15 protein-coding genes, 1 other RNA gene and 1 pseudogene are annotated in these 19,877 nt (G+C 59.9%); 14 read left to right on the top strand and 3 right to left on the bottom strand.

Annotated elements, in window-relative coordinates; all coding sequences use genetic code 11:
* Positions 1–25 precede the first annotated feature (25 nt).
* Entirely contained in the window at positions 26–1,135 is a 1,110-nt protein-coding gene (gene serC, locus EXV95_RS06460; protein WP_176886249.1) for a 3-phosphoserine/phosphohydroxythreonine transaminase, read from the bottom strand.
* A 106-nt stretch (positions 1,136–1,241) separates the two neighbouring features.
* Positions 1,242–3,908 carry a DNA gyrase subunit A gene (gyrA, locus tag EXV95_RS06455; RefSeq protein ID WP_176886248.1) on the bottom strand — a complete coding sequence of 889 codons (2,667 nt, stop codon included), beginning with the start codon at positions 3,906–3,908 and terminating at the stop codon, positions 1,242–1,244.
* Between the two features lie 224 nt (positions 3,909–4,132).
* Between gyrA and ompA the strand changes: the two genes are divergently transcribed.
* The 14 genes and pseudogenes from ompA (at position 4,133) to EXV95_RS06385 (ending at position 18,163) form a co-directional block, all read left to right on the top strand.
* A complete protein-coding gene (gene ompA, locus EXV95_RS06450; RefSeq protein WP_055402503.1) occupies positions 4,133–4,771 on the top strand; it encodes an outer membrane protein OmpA in 639 nt (212 codons plus the stop codon).
* A 93-nt stretch (positions 4,772–4,864) separates the two neighbouring features.
* Complete coding sequence (gene ubiG / locus EXV95_RS06445; protein ID WP_176886247.1) at positions 4,865–5,575, top strand: bifunctional 2-polyprenyl-6-hydroxyphenol methylase/3-demethylubiquinol 3-O-methyltransferase UbiG; 711 nt, start codon at positions 4,865–4,867, stop codon at positions 5,573–5,575.
* A gap of 10 nt (positions 5,576–5,585) precedes the next feature.
* Positions 5,586–6,251: an HAD-IA family hydrolase gene (locus EXV95_RS06440; RefSeq protein WP_176886246.1), complete on the top strand. Its 666-nt coding sequence runs from the start codon at positions 5,586–5,588 to the stop codon at positions 6,249–6,251.
* 12 nt (positions 6,252–6,263) lie between these two features.
* Positions 6,264–6,650, top strand: a transfer-messenger RNA (tmRNA) gene (ssrA, locus tag EXV95_RS06435).
* 253 nt (positions 6,651–6,903) lie between these two features.
* On the top strand, positions 6,904–8,136 hold the full coding sequence (locus EXV95_RS06430; protein ID WP_176886245.1) for a site-specific integrase: 1,233 nt from the start codon (positions 6,904–6,906) through the stop codon (positions 8,134–8,136).
* Positions 8,137–8,424: 288 nt separating this feature from the next.
* On the top strand, positions 8,425–8,586 hold the full coding sequence (locus EXV95_RS06425) for a hypothetical protein (protein WP_176886244.1): 162 nt from the start codon (positions 8,425–8,427) through the stop codon (positions 8,584–8,586).
* Between the two features lie 364 nt (positions 8,587–8,950).
* Positions 8,951–10,483, top strand: a pseudogene (gene istA / locus EXV95_RS06420) (IS21 family transposase).
* A complete protein-coding gene (gene istB, locus EXV95_RS06415; protein ID WP_176886243.1) occupies positions 10,476–11,372 on the top strand; it encodes an IS21-like element helper ATPase IstB in 897 nt (298 codons plus the stop codon). The pseudogene istA and the gene istB overlap by 8 nt, the downstream one beginning before the upstream one ends.
* 133 nt (positions 11,373–11,505) lie before the next feature.
* Complete coding sequence (locus EXV95_RS06410; protein ID WP_370460201.1) at positions 11,506–12,417, top strand: hemolysin III family protein; 912 nt, start codon at positions 11,506–11,508, stop codon at positions 12,415–12,417.
* A gap of 513 nt (positions 12,418–12,930) precedes the next feature.
* Positions 12,931–14,163 carry a SpoIIE family protein phosphatase gene (locus EXV95_RS06405; RefSeq protein WP_176886242.1) on the top strand — a complete coding sequence of 411 codons (1,233 nt, stop codon included), beginning with the start codon at positions 12,931–12,933 and terminating at the stop codon, positions 14,161–14,163.
* Between the two features lie 6 nt (positions 14,164–14,169).
* Positions 14,170–14,742, top strand: coding sequence for a SiaB family protein kinase (locus tag EXV95_RS06400; protein ID WP_176886241.1), 573 nt, complete (start codon positions 14,170–14,172; stop codon positions 14,740–14,742).
* Between the two features lie 30 nt (positions 14,743–14,772).
* Positions 14,773–15,162 carry a DUF1987 domain-containing protein gene (locus tag EXV95_RS06395; RefSeq protein WP_176886240.1) on the top strand — a complete coding sequence of 130 codons (390 nt, stop codon included), beginning with the start codon at positions 14,773–14,775 and terminating at the stop codon, positions 15,160–15,162.
* Positions 15,163–15,924 (top strand): GGDEF domain-containing protein, encoded by a 762-nt coding sequence (locus tag EXV95_RS06390; protein ID WP_176886239.1) that lies wholly within the window; start codon positions 15,163–15,165, stop codon positions 15,922–15,924.
* A complete protein-coding gene (locus EXV95_RS06385) occupies positions 15,914–18,163 on the top strand; it encodes a bifunctional diguanylate cyclase/phosphodiesterase (protein WP_176886238.1) in 2,250 nt (749 codons plus the stop codon). The genes EXV95_RS06390 and EXV95_RS06385 overlap by 11 nt, the downstream gene beginning before the upstream one ends.
* A 282-nt stretch (positions 18,164–18,445) precedes the next feature.
* Here EXV95_RS06385 and EXV95_RS06380 read toward each other — a convergent pair whose 3' ends face one another.
* Positions 18,446–19,036 (bottom strand): hypothetical protein, encoded by a 591-nt coding sequence (locus EXV95_RS06380; RefSeq protein WP_176886237.1) that lies wholly within the window; start codon positions 19,034–19,036, stop codon positions 18,446–18,448.
* Between the last annotated feature and the right edge of the window lie 841 nt (positions 19,037–19,877).

The following is a 19,877-nucleotide window of genomic DNA, read 5'->3' as shown; positions in this document are numbered from 1 at the left end:
AAAACGTGGGTGGGCCGTAGTCCGCTCAGGCGTGTTTTTGTTCAAATTCTCGCATGTAGTCCACCAGCGCCTGCACGCCCGCCAGGGGCATGGCGTTGTAGATGCTGGCGCGCATGCCGCCCACGGACTTGTGGCCCTTGAGCTGCAGCAGGCCGCGCTCCTTGGCGCCGATCAGGAAGGCTTCGTTGCGGCTTTCGTCGCGCAGGAAGAACGGAATGTTCATGCGCGAGCGGCAGTTGGCCGCCACCTTGTTCACATACAACTGCGAGCTGTCGATGGCTTTGTAGAGAAGATCCGCCTTGGCCATGTTGCGCTGCTCCATGGCTGCCACACCGCTCAAGGCCCCTTCGGTCTGGCGCTTGAGCCACTGGAAGGTCAGGCCTGCAACGTAGATGCCCCAGGTGGGTGGGGTATTGAACATGGATTGGTTTTCTGCCACCACGCGGTAGTCAAACGCGCTGGGGCAGGCGGGCAGGGCGTGGCCCAGCAGGTCCTCGCGCACGATCACCAGCGTGAGGCCTGCAGGCCCGAGGTTCTTCTGCGCACCGCCAAAGGCCAGTCCGACACGTGACCAGTCCACCGGCCGCGATGCGACATGGGAAGAGAAGTCAATGATCAGCGGTGCATCGCTGCCCAGCGCCTTCAGGTCGGGCAACTCGTGGAACTCGGTGCCATTGATGGTTTCGTTGCTGCAGATGTGCAAATAGCTCGCACCCCGGCTCACCGTCCAGGAGGCCGGGTCGGGCACGGTGGTGAAGCTGGTGTCTTCGGAGGAGGCAACGATGTTCACTTCGGATGCGTATTTGCGCGCTTCCTTCTGCGACTTTTGGCTCCAGCTGCCAGTCACCACAAAATCAACCACACCGGCCCGCGAGAGATTGAGCGGGACGATCGCGTTCTCGGCCAGGCCACCGCCTTGCATGAACAGGATTTTGAAGTTGGCTGGCACGGCCAAAAGCTCGCGCAGATCGGCTTCCGCCTGTTCGTAGATGGACAGGAACTCTTTGCCCCGATGGCTCATTTCCATCACGCCCATGCCGCTGCCATGCCAGTCCAGCATCTCGGCGGCGGCCTGCTCCAGGACTTCGGTGGGTATGGCGGCCGGGCCGGCCGAGAAGTTGTATGGGCGTTTCATTTTTTTGGTCAAAATGGCTGCTAGCGCTTATCAGATAAGCGCTAGCAGCTTCAGTTTTAATAGCGCAGTGGGTCTCCGCCGTCGGGGCTGCACCCGCTGGTCTGACTCAAGCGTCTGGTGATTCCGGGATTTCGGCGGCTGGCGGGTTTCCGTCGTTGGCGTTGCCTTCGCTTTCGCCCTCAGCCACATTGGCATCGTTTTCAACAATACGTTGCAGCCCGCTGAGCTTGGAGCCTTCGTCCAATGCGATCAGCGTGACACCCTGCGTGGCGCGGCCCAGTTCGCGGATCTCGGAGACGCGGGTGCGCACCAGCACGCCCTTGTCGGTGATCAGCATGATCTCGTCGTCAGCATGCACCAGCGTGGCGGCCACCACCTTGCCATTGCGCTCGCTTTGCTGGATGGCGATCATGCCCTTGGTGCCCCGGCCGTGACGGGTGTATTCGGTGATGCTGGTGCGCTTGCCATAGCCGTTTTCGGTGGCGGTGAGCACGCTCTGGGTTTCGTCCTCGGCCACCAGCATGGCGATCACGCTCTGGCCGTCTTCCAGCATCATGCCGCGTACGCCACGTGCCGCACGGCCCAGTGGGCGCACGTCGTTTTCGTCGAAACGCACGGCCTTGCCGCCATCACTGAACAGCATCACGTCGTGTTTGCCATCGGTGAGGGCGGCGCCGATCAGGTAGTCGCCATCATCCAGGTTGACGGCGATGATGCCGCCCTTGCGCGGGTTGCTAAATTCATCCAGCGCCGTTTTCTTCACGGTACCCATGCTGGTGCCCATGAACACATAGCGGTCGGCCGGGAAAGTGCGCATGTCGCCGGTCAGTGGCAACACGACGTTGATTTTTTCGCCGTCTTGCAGCGGGAACATGTTCACGATGGGGCGGCCGCGCGAGCCGCGCGAGCCGGCGGGTACTTCCCAGACCTTGAGCCAGTACAGGCGGCCTCGGTTGGAGAAGCACAGGATGTAGTCGTGCGTGTTAGCGATGAAGAGCTGGTCGATCCAGTCGTCTTCCTTGGTCGCTGTGGCCTGCTTGCCGCGTCCGCCGCGCTTCTGGGCACGGTATTCGGACAGGGGCTGGCTCTTGATGTAGCCGGTGTGGCTGAGCGTCACCACCATGTCGGTGGGGGTGATCAGGTCCTCGGTGGAGAGGTCCTGCGCGCTGTACTCGACGATGCTGCGGCGAGCTCCCAGCTTGTGCTGACCAAACTCGGTCTTGATGGAGGTGAGTTCGTCGCCAATGATGACCGACACGCGCTCGGGCTTGGCCAGGATGTCCAGCAGGTCTTCGATGACCGCCATGACCTCCTTGTACTCGGCCACGATCTTGTCTTGCTCCAGGCCGGTCAAGCGCTGCAGGCGCATCTGCAGGATTTCCTGGGCCTGCGTTTCCGACAGGCGGTACAGGCCGTCCTGGCCCATGCCGAATTCTTTTTCGAGGCCGTCGGGGCGATAGTCGTCAGCATTGATCACGCCACCGTCGGCACGCGTGCGGGTGAGCATCTCGCGCACCAGCTTGCTGTCCCACGGGCGGGCCATCAGCTCGGCCTTGGCCACCGGCGGGGTGGGCGCGTTGCGGATGATGGCGATGAAGTCGTCGATGTTGGCCAGCGCCACGGCCAAGCCTTCGAGCACGTGGCCACGATCGCGCGCCTTGCGCAGCTCGAACACTGTGCGGCGGGTGACCACTTCACGGCGGTGCTGCAGAAAGACGCTGATCAGGTCGCGCAGGTTGCACAGGCGGGGCTGGCCGTCGATCAACGCCACCATGTTCATGCCGAACGTGTCCTGCAGCTGCGTCTGCTTGTACAGGTTGTTGAGCACTACCTCGGGCACTTCGCCGCGCTTGAGTTCGATCACCAGGCGCATGCCCGACTTGTCAGACTCGTCCTGGATGTGGCTGATGCCTTCGATCTTCTTCTCGTGCACCAGCTCGGCCATGCGCTCCTGCAGCGTCTTTTTGTTGACCTGGTAGGGCAGCTCATCGACGATGATGGCCTGGCGCTGGCCCCGGTCGATGTCCTCAAAGTGGCACTTGGCGCGCATGATCACACGCCCGCGCCCCGTGCGGTACCCGTCTTTGACGCCGTTGATGCCATAGATGATGCCGGCCGTGGGGAAGTCGGGCGCGGGAATGATCTCCATCAGCTCATCAACCGTGGCATCGGGGTTGCGCAGCATGTGCAGGCAGCCATCGACCACTTCGTTGAGGTTGTGGGGCGGGATATTGGTGGCCATGCCCACGGCAATACCGGCCGAACCATTGACCAGCAGATTCGGGAGCTTGCTGGGCAATACCAGCGGTTCCTTTTCGCTGCCGTCGTAGTTGGGACCGAAATCGACGGTTTCCTTATCGATATCGCCCAGCATTTCATGCGCGATTTTGGCCAGGCGGATTTCGGTATACCGCATCGCTGCGGCGTTATCGCCATCCACCGATCCGAAATTTCCTTGGCCGTCTACCAGCATGTGGCGCAGCGAAAAATCCTGTGCCATCCGCACGATGGTGTCGTATACAGCGGAATCACCGTGTGGGTGGTATTTACCAATCACGTCGCCTACGATACGGGCCGACTTTTTATAAGGCCGGTTCCAATCGTTGTTGAGCTCGTGCATCGCAAAAAGCACGCGGCGGTGCACTGGCTTCAAGCCGTCACGCGCGTCGGGCAGGGCCCGGCCCACGATCACGCTCATCGCGTAATCAAGGTAACTGCGCCGCATCTCTTCTTCGAGGCTGATCGGCAGGGTTTCTTTGGCAAACTGGGTCATTGGGGACTGCGGTGGCGGCGAAGGAGAACCATTTTAGAGGTAAGACCGTGTAGCGACCACGCAACATATCGAAGCAATTCCGGTTTTGTCCTACGGGCCCCAGGCGGGTGCCCCCGCTTTTGCCCTGTTACGTATGGCACAATCGTTTGAACGCTTTGGGTGATGGTCACTCCAAGCGTCCTGATTCGCAGCGCGGCTGCGGCTTTTTCCCCAAGAGGAGAACCATGAAGAAACTGAACAAAGTGGCGATGTTGTTTGCCTCTGCAGCGCTCGCAACCGCCGCTGGCGCACAAACCGTTGACAACTGGAGAAACGCTTCTGGCATCGTCTGGAAGAACGGCACCAACGAATACTGCTGGCGCGATGCCAACTGGACGCCTGCAACGGCTGCTCCTGGCTGCGATGGCGCTATCGCTGCTCCAGCTCCTGCTGCTGCCGCTCCTGCTGCTGCCCCAGCTCCTGCTGCCGCTGCTCCAGCTCCTGCCGCTCCAGCTCCTGCTGTGGCTACCAAGGTGACCTACGCTGCTGACGCATTCTTCGACTTCGACAAGTCGGTGCTGAAGCCAGAAGGCAAGGCCAAGCTGGATGACCTGGTCTCCAAGGTCAAGGGCATCAACCTGGAAGTGATCATTGCCGTGGGTCATACCGACTCCGTGGGCTCCGATGCTTACAACCAGAAGCTGTCTGTGCGTCGTTCCGAAGCCGTGAAGGCTTACTTGGTGTCCAAGGGCATCGAAAAGAACCGCGTTTACACTGAAGGCAAGGGCGAAAAGCAACCCGTGGCTGACAACAAGACTGCCGAAGGCCGTGCGAAGAACCGTCGCGTGGAAATCGAAGTGGTTGGTACCCGCGCTTCCAAGTAATCCTCGGATTGCTTCCCAAAAAAGCCCCGTTATCGGGGCTTTTTTGCGTCTGGGGTTTTTTGTTCATTGCCTTTCGTCGTGGAGAATCAGTGCATGAGTGAAATCGTCAATGCAGATCCGGCCGAACTGGCCAAGTTTTCGGAATTGGCCCATCGCTGGTGGGATCCCGAAAGTGAATTTCGCCCCTTGCACCAGATTAATCCTTTGCGGCTTGACTGGATCAATACGCAGTGCAGCCTGTCAGGCAAGCGCGTACTGGATGTTGGCTGTGGCGGCGGTATTTTGGCCGACTCCATGGCCCGCAAAGGCGCGGACGTGTTGGGTATTGACCTGGCTTCCAAGGCACTGCGAGTGGCCCAGTTGCACGCTCTGGAGGCACAGACCACCAACATCCAGTACCGGGAAGTCAGTGTGGAGGCGCTCGCCAAAGAGCAACCCGCCAGCTTTGACGTGGTGACCTGCATGGAAATGCTTGAGCATGTGCCTGATCCTGCATCGGTTGTGCGAGCCTGCTCTGAGCTCGTGAAGCCGGGCGGATGGGTGTTCTTTTCGACCATACACCGAAGTGCCAAGGCTTTCATGCTGGCCATTGTGGGCGCTGAATATGTATTAAACATGCTGCCCCGTGGAACGCATGAATACGCCAAGATGATTCGACCCAGCGAACTGGCCGCCAGCTGCCGCAGTGCGGGCCTTGACGTGCAGACCACCCGAGGCCTGGAGTACAACCCCCTTACGCAACGTTACTGGTTGAGCCGCGACACCAGTGTGAACTACCTGTTTGCCACGCGGCGCGCAGCCTGAGGCCCAGCCAATGTTTCAGAATATCCGCGCGGTGCTGTTTGACCTGGATGGAACACTAATTGACAGTGCCCCTGATTTAGGTGCTGCTGCCGACAAGATGCGCACGGACCGTGGTTTGCCCTCCCTGCCGCTGGAGCGCTATCGTCCGATGGCCGGTGCTGGAGCCCGTGGCATGTTGGGCGAGGCATTTGGTATGGCGCCCGACCATCCCGACTTTCTGACCATGCGCGAGGAGTTCTTCGTGAACTATGAGTCGTGCATGACAGAACGCACCAGCATTTTTGAGGGGGTGCCGGAGCTGGTATCCCAGATCCTCCGCCGCAATCTGGCATGGGGCGTGGTGACCAACAAGGCGACCCGCTTTACGGACCCTCTGACCCGCGCCATTCCACTGTTTGCGACCGCAGGAGCGGTGATCAGCGGAGATACCACTCCCCATGCAAAACCCCATCCAGCCCCTTTGCTCGAAGCGGCGTCGCGCTTGAAACTGGAGCCGGGGCAGTGCATCTATGTGGGGGACGATGAGCGCGACATTCTTGCAGGCCTCGCTGCGGGCATGGGAACTGTCGCAGCAACCTACGGATACCTGGGGGCCAAGACCAATCCGGCGGAGTGGGGCGCCCATGCTGCAATTAAATCTCCGGTCGAGCTCTTGCAATTGCTTGTACGCACCTAAAATAGAGGGTCTGGGGCTGTCCTGGTTTCGACGTGGGTTCGGAATCGGTGTGGTGCATGTCGAGCTTGAGTCACGCTCGTAAATCTCGATTTAAAAAACTAACTGCAAACGACGAACGTTTCGCACTCGCTGCTTAATTGCCAGTGAGCCTTGCAACAGTTGGCCGATGGGCTGGGCAAGGGGGTTCTGAGCAATCAGTGCCTCCCGGCTGCAAGGATAATTACATGGGCTGGCTCTGATCCGGGTACCTTGGGTTGGAGCGAGAAAATAGGGTGCTGGCGGCCTGTGTAGCGTGCGACTGCGCGACACAGACGGCGAGACACAAATCAGATCGCTAAACATGTAGATCTGCCCGATGAAGGCTTGCGGACGCGGGTTCAATTCCCGCCAGCTCCACCATACATTCGTCCAAGGGCGTCCACACTAATCCAGTGGACGCCCTTTTTCTTTGGTAAATCAAGGACTTAGCGTCCATGGCCGTCCAGGCTTGTCCATCCCCAGCCAAAGCAAACTGGGGGTACAAATGGGGGTACAACCAGAGAAATCTGGTGAAATCGGTGTTTTGTACCCCCACTTCCCTCTGTAGAAGGGGGTTCGCCATAGGGGAATCTGTACCCCCACCGCTTACTGTTATCCATCGTTTTGTACCCCCATGCTGACTGACCTTGAGTGCCGCAACGCAATTTGTCCCCCCGAGCGCAAGCAAGCCCGTTTCAGTGATTCGGCCGGGCTCTATCTGCAGGTAAGCCCGAACGGTTCCAAGCGCTGGTTTCTCAAGTACCGGATCAACAACAAGGAAAAGCAGCTGGCGCTGGGCAGCTACCCTATGGTTTCTCTGACGGCTGCTCGCAGGGCGAGGGATGCTGCAAAACAACAGAAGGCCACCGGGGTTGACCCGGTTCAGGCTCGCAAAGTGGAAAAGCTCAAGGCAATGAACCCCGAGGGCGATTCTTTTCAGATGGTGGCCTTGGAGTGGCACGCCAAGCAAATTCCCGTGTGGAGCGAGGGCCACGCTACGAGAGCCCTTCGACAGTTTGAGCGCGATCTGTTCCCCTGGCTTGGGGAACGGCGGATGGTCGATATCTCCCCCATGGAGTTGCTGGCCGCCTTGCGCAAGATCGAAGAACGCGGCGCGATAGAAACGGCAGACCGTGGGCTCATGCTCGCGCGACAGGTGTGGCGCTATGGCGTCGCTACGGGCCGCGTGGGGCGGGATATCACTGGTGACCTCAAGGGCGCGCTCTCGCCTTACAGGGGACGGCACTTCGCTGCGATCACTGATCCTGTCCAGTTTGGAACGTTGCTGCGCGCTATTCAGGCTTACCGGGGCGGGCCAATCGTGCGAACTGCATTGCAGCTTGCGCCCTTGCTGTTTCAGCGGCCGGGGGAGCTGCGGGCTGCGGCCTGGGCGGAAATTGATCTGAAAGCAGCGCTTTGGACGATCCCTGCGGCTCGCATGAAGCGGGGCAAGGACGGTAAAGAGCACGGGGAGCCACACCTAGTGCCTCTGCCGACTCAGGCCGTGGCCATTCTTCGCGAACTTCACACTCTGACTGGCCGTAGCAAGCTGGTGTTTCCGGGCGAGCGGAACCATGAACGCCCAATATCAGAGAACTCAGTGCGCACAGCTCTTATCTCTTTGGGCTATACGCCGGAAGTGCAAACATGGCATGGCTTTCGTGCCACGGCTCGCACGATGCTTGCCGAGCGGTTGGACGTTGATCCGCTAGTGATCGAGGCTCAACTTGCCCACGCGGTCAAGGACGCCAATGGTCGGGCGTACAACCGCACGCAGTACATGGCGCACCGTACGCGGATGATGCAGCGCTGGGCGGATTATCTTGATGATCTGCGTTCCGAAAAAGCACCGGGCCTGATGCCATAGGTAGCGGGAGAAAGAGCCAGCGGCATCCTCGATGAAGGCCGTGGTCGCTCGCCAGGCAGCGGGTCGTAGCCATTACTTTCACTCACAGCAGACGGGGGAGGTGCGCGGTCGGTGCGCGGTGGGTGGGAATCGACCGCAAGGCGGCCCTGTGGACCATCCCCGCAGAGCGAATGAAGATGCGCGAGGAACATCGGGTGCCCCTGTCCAAACAGGCCCTCGAAGAGCTGGCCAGGATCGAGGCCATCAGCGGCGGCCGCGAGCTGGTGTTTCCGGGCCCTGTTCTCGACCGTGGCCAACGAACAGGGATGGAAACCGGATGTGATCGAGAGGCAGCTCGCGCACCTGGAACAGAACGAGATTCGCGCGGCGTACCACCGCACCACATACATGGCCGACCGGACGAAGTTGATGCAGTGGTGGGCAGACTATCTGGGAGAAAGCAGCAAATGAACGCAGGGGGATCGCAAGCAGCGAACGAAAATCAACTCCAGAGAACGTAAGACCACGCTACCTTGCCATTTCTGATGCTTGGCTTGAAGGCGTCGGGGCGATGAATGTTCACCCCGTGCTTGCGGCCCATGTTGAGCAAAGACGTAGAGGTGATCGAGTAAGGCCACTCTGGGTTGATCGTTCCTACAAGAGCTGGCCATATATGCGAGGCGTAGGCAATCGGATCTCCGTCGGTTGAAGATGAAACAAGACTGTTGGTGCCGATGCAATCTTGACCAGCTAAACCGCAAAGTGCCAATCCAATATTGACCAGGGTGTTCCACTGACCTGCTGAGAATTTCAGCAGGGATTCAAGGTGATCACCATGGACATGATTGGCAAGGTCAGGCGCATGAGGCTGCGCGACCAACTCTCCCTCAGCGAGATCGCAAGGCGCACGGGTCTGTCGCGCAACACGGTCAAGAAGTGGCTCAAAGCGCCCGGCGATGTTGCCCCGAAGTACGAGCGGGTGAAGCTCGATGGCAAGCTAACTGCGTTCGAGCCGATCCTGCATCAAGCGCTCACAACCGACAGCCATCGCCCCAAGCAGGGACGGCGCAGCGGCCGTGCCTTGTTTGCTCAGATACAGGCCCAGGGCTACCGCGGCGGCTACAGCGCCGTCACCGACTACATCCGGCGCTGGCGGGTGGAGTCAGCAGCCAGTGCGGCCAAGGCGTTCGTTCCGATGAGCTTCGAGCTGGGCGAGGCCTTCCAGTTCGACTGGAGCGTCGAAGCCATGGTCGTCGGCGGCGTGTTCTACAACGTGCAAGTGGCGCACCTGAAGCTGTGCGCCAGCCGGGCCTTCTGGCTGGTGGCCTACCCCAGCCAGGGCCACGAGATGCTGTTCGATGCCCACACTCGCTCGTTCCAGGCACTTGGCGGCGTCACCCGGCGCGGCATCTACGACAACATGCGCACCGCCGTGGACAAGGTGCAACGCGGCAAGCAGCGCACGGTCAACGCGCGCTTCGCAGCCATGTGCAGCCACTACCTGTTCGACCCCGACTTCTGCAACGTCGCCTCCGGCTGGGAGAAGGGGGTGGTGGAGAAGAACGTGCAGGACAGCCGCAGGCGCATCTGGATCGAAGCCGCGACCCGTCGCTTCGGCTCGTTCATCGAACTCAATGCCTAGCTGAGCGAGCGGTGTCGTTCGGTGTGGAGCGACACCACGCATCCGATCCACCGACAGTTCACCGTGGCCGAGATGTGGGAGTTGGAGAAGCCTCACCTCATGTCCATGCCGGCCCCCTTCAACGGCTACGTCGAGCGGCTGGCCCGGGTCAGCAGCACCTGCCTGGTGGCCGCCGCGCGCAACCGTTACTCCGTGCCGTGCGAGTGGGCCGGCCACATCGTCAGCACCCGCGTCTATCCCGAACGAATCGATGTGGCGGCCGCAGATGCCGTCGTAGCCAGCCATGCCCGGCTGCCGGGCAGTGGCCAGACCAGCTACGACTGGCAGCACTACATCGACCTGGTGCAGCGCAAACCGGGCGCATTGCGCAATGGCACGCCGTTCCTGGACCTTCCGGCGTCGTTGCTGCGTTTGCGCCAGTCTCTGCTCAGGCACCCTGGAGGGGACCGGGTCATGGCACAGGTGCTGGCCGTGGTGCCGCAGGCCGGGCTGGAAGCGGTGCTGGTGGCCATCGAGCTGGTACTCGAAGGCAGGGCCCCCAGCGGCAGTATCAGCGTGGAGCACGTGCGCAACGTGCTGGCCCGCTTGAACAACCCTGCCACGCCGGCGCAGGCGCAGACGTCCTTGCAACTCACCCAGGTGCCCAAGGCCGACACCGCGCGTTATGACCGGCTGCGCCCCACCCACCAGGATCATCTGGACGGGCAGGAGGTGGGCCATGCGTGAGACCTCCATCGATGTACAGGCCCAACTGAAGGCGCTGCGGCTCAACGGCATGGCCACGGCCTGGGCCGATCTGACGGAGCAAGGCGGCGATACGACCCTGGCCGCATCACGCTGGCTGGTGGAGCACCTGCTGCAGGCTGAAGATGCTGATCGGGCGATGCGTTCCATCGCCCACCAGATGAAGGCGGCACGCTTCCCGATGCACCGCGACCTGGCTGGGTTCGACTTCACCGTCGCGCCGGTCGACCGCGCGTTGATCCAGAAACTGGCGGACCTCTCGTTCACGCAGGATGCGCAGAACGTGGTGCTGGTCGGCGGCCCAGGCACCGGCAAAACCCACCTGGCCACGGCGCTGGGAATTGCCGGGCTCACCCGGCACGCCAAGCGAGTGCGGTTCTACTCCACGGTCGATCTGGTCAATGCCCTGGAGCATGAGAAGAGCCAGGGCCGTGCCGGACGCATCGCCATGAGTCTGGTGCGCATGGATCTGGTCGTGCTCGACGAGTTGGGCTACCTACCCTTCAGCCAGGCCGGTGGTGCCTTGTTGTTCCACCTTCTGTCCAAGCTTTACGAGCACACCAGCGTGATGATCACCACTAACCTGACGTTCGCGGAGTGGTCCACGGTGTTCGGCGACGCCAAGATGACAACCGCGTTGCTGGATCGCTTGACCCATCACTGCCACATCATCGAGACCGGCAACGAGTCCTACCGCTTCCGCCACAGCACGCACGAAGCCAAAGGGCGCATCAAGACCCGTGAGCAGACCAGGAAGGCAGCAGCCGCCCACGTTAGCGAGACCGCGGAGGAAAGGGCCTCGCCTGATGGCTCGGCCATACTGACCACGAGTTCAAAAAAAGGAGGACCTACCGAAGCATCCACCTTATAGTTATCCACAGCTGGCTTCAAATGGAACCAGCTTCAGCCCCTGGTCAATGTTCGACTGGCACTGCTGCTCACGTTTGCACTGGCACTAACACCCAGGCATTGATGGAGTCTGTGGCTGTATTCAAGCTGGATTTATGAACGCTTCCCAGCGGCTACTCGTCACGGTATCTCCCAGCCCGCCTCCCACTGCAATCCTCCGCAGCCTAGTGGACTGCTCTGCCGGCCAAAGCCAACCGCTGTCCGAGTTTCTCTCGACCGTCGAGGAGATCGAGCAACTGACCGGGCTGAGCTGTAGTGAAGAAGTGCTGGATGCCGATACCCGATACGGAGAAGCATCGCCGCTACCAGTTGGACAAGATGAAGAGCTTCCCCTTTTCTTCATACCCACGTCACGCCCAACTGATTCACTGGAGCCAATCAAGCACTTCATCCGAATGCGCCCAGGCGAACGCTTCAACACCTGCACCCACTTGTTTGGGTTTGCATTGGCTGTTTTAGGCGTTCCACTCATGCTCACGGCCAGCCTGCCCACTGGCAACGTGGGGAAGATCGTTGGGGGGCTGGCTTTTGCGCTGTCCTGCGTTGCACTGTATGCCGCATCCACCTTTTTCCATGGCACGCATGGGCAAGCGAAGTTGTGGTGGCAACGTGCCGACCACTGCGCTATCTACTTACTCATTGCTGGCAGCTACACGCCCTTTGCATTGGTTGCGGTGCAGAGTGCCTGGGACTGGGCCCTCCTGGCGGCAGTGTGGAGCATCGCCCTGCTGGGAATAGCGCGCGAACTTGGTGTCGCCTCCCAAAAACCGCCCCTGGCACTCTACGTTGGAATGGGTTGGGCCATGGTCGTCGCTACCGTGCCGCTGCTTGCCCAGATCGACGCTCGGGGGCTACAGTGGTTGCTCACCGGCGCAGCTCTCTACACGGCTGGCACTATCTTCTACGTCAATCGCGCTGGCTATCGCCATGCACATGGAGTTTGGCACTTGTTTGTGCTTGGTGGAACGGCGAGCCACTATGCAGCGGTTGTCAGAGTCGTTATGTGACCTGGGAGGTTGATGTTCAGCAACACCACAAGTGAGCTCGATCCGAGGTGTCCGTGAGCAGTCGAGCGCAACGTGTGATCACGCAGCATCTTGGCCCGCGCCTTCTTTGTAGCCTTGACGGATGCCTCGCGCCTCGCCGCCAACCAGCCCACGCTGGACCAAGCCTTGGAATCCTTGTCTGCCATCTCGCGGCACAGCAATTGACGGTACTTCGTTTCGGCGCCCGAGTCCGCGCTGCAGAAATTCCGAAAGTGTGAAGGGCCCAAGTCACTCGGCAGTCTAGGTCATCGGATCATTCGGTAAACCGTCCAAGCCACTGCGGACCGGGCACCAACGTATTCACATGTGCGCAAGGTTGCGCAGATCACTCCTGGGCGCACTCCGATGCTTAGCCTGAGACCATTCCGGTGAAATTTATTTCAGAACGCTCGCTAAACAACGACTGCGTCACGAAACCGCAATATGGTAATCGTAACATTTAGACACAACGCCCTCCGGCTCTTGCCACGCCTCATGCTCGAAACCACCGAATACCTGCGCGATTTCCGGCCCCGATTCCGCCAGCCCAGCGCGGCCGATCTGTGCATCGAAGTGCCGTGCATGACCACTGATCAGACAAACGACAAAGTGATGGAGGTATTCAACCGCCACCGCGACCTCGTGAGCCTCCCCGTCGTGGAAGGCAATCAGCCGATCGGCCTCATCAATCGCAGTATCTTCTTGTCACAGATGAGCAAGCAGTTCCGGCAAGAACTGTACGGTAGAAAGAGCTGTATCGCGTTCATGGACAAGGAGCCGTTGATCGTCGACGAGGCCCTGGACATCGATGCGCTGACGTTCAAAACGGTGGAGTACGGAGAGAAAGCCCTGTCCGACGGCTTCATCATCACGCGCGACGGTGCTTTCGCGGGAATCGGCAACGGTTTGCAGCTTATGCGGGTCGTGGCAGATATGCAGGCCTCTCGAAACCGCCAGATCATGCACAGCATTGAGTATGCGAGTGTGATTCAGCAATCCACTCTGCGCAGCTCCCTTGATGCCCTGGCACGGGCCTGTCCAGATGCCAACCTGGTTTGGCAGCCTCGGGACATCGTCGGAGGCGACTTCTACCAGTTCAGCACAGATTCAGACGGTTGGTTCGCCACGGTGGCCGATTGCACAGGGCATGGGGTTCCTGGCGCATTCATGACTTTGATTGCGTCCACCAGCCTGAACCAGGCTATTGAGCAAAACGGTCCTCGCGACCCCGCGAGATTGCTGGGCCATGTCAATCGAAGCATCAAGCAGATGCTGGGCCAGATGAACGGCCAGGATGGGACGCCCGGTTCTGATGACGGCATGGACGCTGCCTGCTTCTGGTTCGAGCCTGCCAACGGCCGGCTGATCTTTGCGGGGGCACGACTTTCAATGTTCGTGCTCCGCCCTGAAGCCGATGCCGTGGAAATGCTCGATGCACAACGCAAGGGAGTGGGCTATGTGGACAGCGACTTCGACTACGCATGGCAGAACCAGGAAGCAATTCTTCCCCCGGGGAGTGTGGTCTTCGTCAGTACCGATGGGCTGGTTGACCAGATCGGCGGGCCTCGCGGCATTGCTTTCGGCAAGCGGCGCGTTCGGGAGCTATTGCTCGAGCACAAAGAAAAGACACCTTCAGAGCTCAACGCGGCGTTGCTGGAATCGCTCCGCATTTGGCAGGGCGAGCACCACCGGCGCGATGACCTCACCTTCTTCTGCTTCCGAACATAGACAGATATGACGTCCCACAAAATTGCCGACAAATACGGCTCGTTCTTCAGCCTGGCGCGCGAGCACCAGGTTATCTTTTATTACGTCGGGTACTTCTCACAGCACATCGTGGCCGCGATGGCCGATGCGGTGAAGCTCCAACTGGAAGTCGCCGGGGTCGCCGCACCAACCCGACGTAAGCTTTTCTCGTCGTTTGTCGAGATGGCGCAGAACATCATTCATTACTCAGCGGACTCGCTTACCCCCGCCAGTCAAAACGATGGCGAACTGCGCCATGGCTCGGTTTGCATTCGCCGCGAACTCGACGGTAGCTTTTCCCTGCTCTGTGCGAATCCCATTGAACCTCTGATGGCCGAGGAGCTTCGTGTGAAGCTGACTGCGCTGCGCAGCATGACGCTCGAAGAGATCAAGCGGGCCTACCGCCAGACGCTGCGTGAGGACACGCCGGATGGGAGCAAGGGTGCGGGATTGGGGTTCCTGACCGTCGCGCGGGACGCTCGGGAGCCTCTTGAGTTTGATTTCGACGCCAACAATGAGTCTGGCGATTCCCCCGTCTTCTATCTGAAGGCGGCAATCTAAGCACTGAGAGCCGACGAATCGAGACTACTGATGGACAACCTCTATATCGCACCGACGCCCAGTTCGCCCGAGGTGGACTTCAAGTTTGACACGCGCAATCTCAGCCTGCGGGGCGAGTCATATCCCGAAAACGCAGCAGCCTTCTATGGGGACATCGTCGCGAAGCTAAGAGAGTTTCTGGCTACACAAAGCGAAATCACGTTGGAAGTGAACATCGCATTGGCTTACTTCAATAGCTCCAGCACGAAAATGCTGTTCAACCTCATTGAAGCGCTAGACAACGCCGCCGCGGCAGGAAACCGCGTCGTGCTCAATTGGTATCACGACGAAGAAGATGACACCATTCTCGAGTTCGGCCAGGAACTGAGTGAAGATTTCCCGGCCATCGAGTTCGTCAACCATTCGGTCGGAGCCGCTTGAATGCTAGGCGCTCCCGCGAGGCACGCCCCCGACATTTTTGACGCAGAGAATCAAACGCTACTGGCGGCCAGGGCTGCACACGCGGCCTGCCCAAGCTCCGCGCAAGAAGCATGTGGGCAAGCGCTTGGCGACTTGATCCTTGCCTACGAGCGACTCCTTCGGGAAACGCGTAGGCTCGTGCGTCGCAGCGACCGGGCCGAGCTGGAAATGAACCAGATGAACACGCGACTTCAGGACCTGGCCGCCGAGCTGGAACACCGCGCCAATCACGACCCGCTCACCGGCGTCCTCAACCGGGCGGCTGTCATTGATTTGGTCAATCGACACTTCGGCCGGGAAGATCTCGCGTTGATCGTTCTAGACATCGATCATTTCAAGCGAATCAACGACAGCTTCGGGCATCCGGTGGGTGACCGGGTCATCCAGGGGGTAGTGGCTTGCCTTCAGGCTGTCGTTCCTACGACCGCTCACATCGGGCGTGTTGGGGGCGAAGAGTTCACGGTCGTGCTTCCGCGTCATGGTGGAGCGGCGTCCGAGCGCGTAGCGCAAGATTTGCGCCACGCTATCGAAGCCTACGCATTCGAGCTGCCTGACGGGAGTAGCGTCACTGCCAGCTTTGGGGTGTGCTGGGGGCCCGCCGGCAGTGACTTCGACAGCGCGTACGGCCTTGCCGATGAAGCGCTCTACGTCGCCAAGCGAGGGGGCCGAAATCAGGTCCGCCTCGCGACCAACGCCTTGGCGGCTGCCGAGCATGTTGTTTGAGACTGAGGGGCGCTGGACCGATGGAGGGTTGACCACTCATGAAGCAGCACGACAAGACGAGCGCAACAGCAGAACAAGTTGGCGAATACTCGTCGTGGACGGTGATCCCGACGTTCACACTGCAACTCTCAGTGCGCTTGAGGGCCAAACGCTGTTTGGACGACCATTGGCATTCACGCATGCGTTCTCGGACGACGAAGCACGGTTGCTGCTGCTGCGTGCACATGACCTCGCCATGGTCATACTCGACGTGGGGGCGGAGCAGGCCAGCTCGGAACTCGACCTGGTCGACTTCATCCGCCATTCCGCGGGCCTGAGAAACACCCGCATCGTCCTTCGAACGAGTCAACCGGGGCAGGTCCCTGATTTGGAAACACTGCTCAGGTACGACATCAACGACTACCGGACCAAGGCGGAACTCACTAGAGATCGGCTTCTGGCCATGGTCGTGACAGCAATTCGGTCTTACAAACAGCTCTGCGCTGTAGATGCCAGCCGATCAAGCCTCGAACTTATCGTGCGATCAAGCGCATCTCTTCTCGAAACAAAGGGCGATTGCGAGTTCGCTTCGGCAGTGCTGACCCAAATCTCCGCGCTGCTGAAGGTAGAACGAGAAGGCATGGTCTGCGCGCAGCGTGGGGAAAGCCAGCGTGACTACTACGTGATGGCGGCATCCGGAAAATTTTCCGAGTTTGTGGATCTCCCGCTCGATCTGGTGACGCCAGGACCGGAACTGGACCTGCTTCTCAAGTCGGCGGAAAGCAAAAGCAACATCTACGGCAAGGACGGGGGGCTGGCGCTGCACATCGGGCACAAGGATGAACAAGACCTCGTCGTGTTCATCCACGTGCCCAGGGACCACCACGGACTTGACCGGCAGGTACTGGACGTGCTGCGCGCCAATTTCGGAACCCTCCTGCACAACCGAGGTCTCCTTAGTCGTTTGCATGAGAGTGCATACCACGACCCATTGGTCAACCTTCCCAATCGCGCGCACTTTGTCCACGAGGTCAACGAGTGCGCACGGCATGGAACGAACGGCCACATTCTGGCATTGGTCGACATCGACGACTTCAGCGCTACGAACGACGTGATGGGTCACCGGTTCGGTGACCGGCTTCTGGAAAAGGTCGCCCGCTGCCTTGAAGCGTCTTTGCCTCCTAGTGTGCTGCTGGCCCGTCTCGGGGCGGATACCTTCGGCGTCCTCGGATCTGTACGACACGTACAGCCTAGACAGCTGCTGGAGTGCATCAGGCACCCACTGAACATTGATGGCGTTCCGCACAAGGTCTCGCTCACCTGTGGGTATGTGCTTTTGCCAGAGGAGCCACGAGCAGGAGCTGACTTGGTCAAGGATGCCACCATTGCCCTCAAACGTGCCAAGCGAGACTACCGAGGTCAAGAACTCCAGTACGCAGATCTGATGGGGACGGAAGCACGAGCTCGAGCATTGCTGCGATCTGAACTGAGAGAAGCCATTGAGAACAAGCAGCTGTTCCTTGTCTATCAGCCCCAACTGAACCTCTGCAGCCATACTCTGGTCGGGCTCGAGGCTCTGCTGCGATGGCGTAAGGGCGACGGGAGTTTTGTCCCTCCAGATCAGTTCATCCCCGTTGCCGAACATTCTGGCCTCATCGTGGGATTGGGCGAGTGGGTTCTCAACACAGCCTGTGCAACGATGCGCGAGCTTCTGAACGCAGGTACCGCCCCACAGAGAATGGCCGTGAATGTTTCCACGGTGCAGTTGCAGGACTCTGGATTCTTTGACCTTGTCTGCGCAGCGCTGGCGACCAACGGGTTGCAGGGCCTACACCTGGAGCTGGAGATCACTGAATCAGTCGCTGCGCTTCCGACTCAATTCTTGGAGCAAACCCTCTCAGCCCTACGCGCGCAGGGCATATCCATTGCAATCGATGACTTCGGGACCGGATACTCGTCGCTGAGCTATCTTGAGCGGCTGCCTCTGGATCGCATCAAGATTGATCGTTCCTTTGTTCGTCAGTTGAGTGAGCCTCGCAGCGCCCGAATCGCCGAGATGGTGGCTCAATTGGGGCGAAAGCTGGGGCTCAGCGTATTGGCGGAAGGAATTGAGGATGCGACTGTCTGGAATGCACTCGTCGGAATGGACTGCCAGGAAGGCCAGGGATACCACATCGCAATGCCTATGGAAGCGCATGCGCTGGTTGCCTGGGTGCAGCGTCATATGGAGCGAAGGGCCTTAGTCCCCAAAAGCTGCTAAAGAATCTCTGCACGAATCCCTTTTGGCCGTGCAACTACGGTATCTGAGCTGTTGGCGCCGATGTAGAAGTAAGCCACTTTTGACTCATGTGCCGACGACCCCGTGAGCCACGCGAGTGGCTCTATCCCCACACGCCTGTTGGGTTCGGGGGCGGAACAAGTGGCGCAGTCGAAGGTCGGCGCGGTGGCTCACTCCGGTCTCGGCGGCAGCAAGCCTGACCGTCGGCATCATTCTGGTCCAGCCCAAGGCGCGACCAATCAGCCCTCGCGGAAGGCGGTTGCCTCAACCCGGTGTCTGCCCCGACTTGGTAGACGCCGCGGGCTTCACCAGCCGCGCGATCTCACCACCGCACGCGCTGAAGTTGCGGGCGTATTCCTCGAGGTTGTCGAACAGCACCTGGGCTTGCATCAGGCGGTCGAGTTCCTGTTTTGCGTAGAGCAGGATGCCCGCGCTGCTGCTGCCCGAGGCCCAGGGATAGTCCAGCTCGCGGAACTGGCGCGCGATGTCGCGGTGAATGCGCACATGCGTCTGCTCGTGTTTCATCACGTGCGCATAGGCACAGCTGCCCGGCGGGATCTCGCTGGCTACGCGCAGCACCGGTTTGATGTAATCCAGCCGCACGACGACGCCCTGGCAACTGGTCTGCGGCATCACCGCCAGCTTGGTCTCGACAACGACGTGGCCGAGTTGCGTACCGCTGCGGCCGGCGCCCGCGCCGATCTTCGTCAGTTCGGCGGCCGGTTTGGCGTTGTCCACTTCCGGGTCGGCGAACCAAGCCGCACTGAAACGCACCGCCTTGTCGCAGGGAGGTAGGTCGGCGGACTGCGCCTGGAAGCAGGCGCTGACCAGCAGCAGAGCGAGGAGGCTTTTCATCGTAACCTTCTGGTTATCGGCAAGACGCGCTCTTCCTGAAGCGGTGGCCGCAAGGCGGCTAGCCTGACCGGGGCGGACGAGCATGCCCGGCGCCGGCTGGTCGCCAGTTGGCGTTTTTTCAGCCTCTGATCGCATTGCCTGAAATCGCATTCGACCTGATTTTGCATCGGCGCAATGGCTCGCATCCCGCCCAGCTTTGGTTCAGAGGACTAATCGCAGAGTGCTCGGCATCGTTGTGACCAGATACTCTGAAGCTCGTGGATATAGGAGCCGCGCTATCGCCCAAACGCGATATCGACGCTGTAAACCGGATGGCAAATGAAGCCTAGTGCGCTTTAATCATCATGCGAACTCAGGGCCTGATGCTGCCAGTGAATGCAAACATTCGGCGAGTGTTTTCTCAAACCGCCAGCGGCAGTTCTTGACCGATAGTACCCATTCGTGACCCACATGCGAACGGTTGCAATCTCTGCGGGCCTGCCGTGGATACGGCGAGGGCAGAGCAAGGCTGAACCAAGTCGTACGCGCTAACCTAACAGTCGGCAGTTGTCGCCTCTACTCTGTCAAAAACTCCCAACCGTTGCCTTAAGCCGTGCTTTCAAGGGGGCCTCCACCCCTGCCAGCATGTGAGTTCTTCGATCCTAGGACGAGTCGATTTCTCTGCCTGCGTTGGGCATTTCGGGAGCTTCCGAATTCTTCAACAGAATAGACCCGAAAGCAGATATCCCTGAGATCGGGAAAGGTCGGCCGTGCACAGAGGACGCCAGACCAGCCCGAGGATCCTGCCTGCCCGCTGCGCCTGCTACTATGTTGCACTGCAACATAGTTTGTGCCAATGAGA

This window comes from Acidovorax sp. JMULE5, from assembly GCF_013376875.1.
Lineage (GTDB): Bacteria > Pseudomonadota > Gammaproteobacteria > Burkholderiales > Burkholderiaceae_C > Acidovorax > Acidovorax facilis.
The sequence above is the reverse complement of the archived record's forward strand: the minus strand, read 5'-3'. Positions and strand labels throughout refer to the sequence as shown.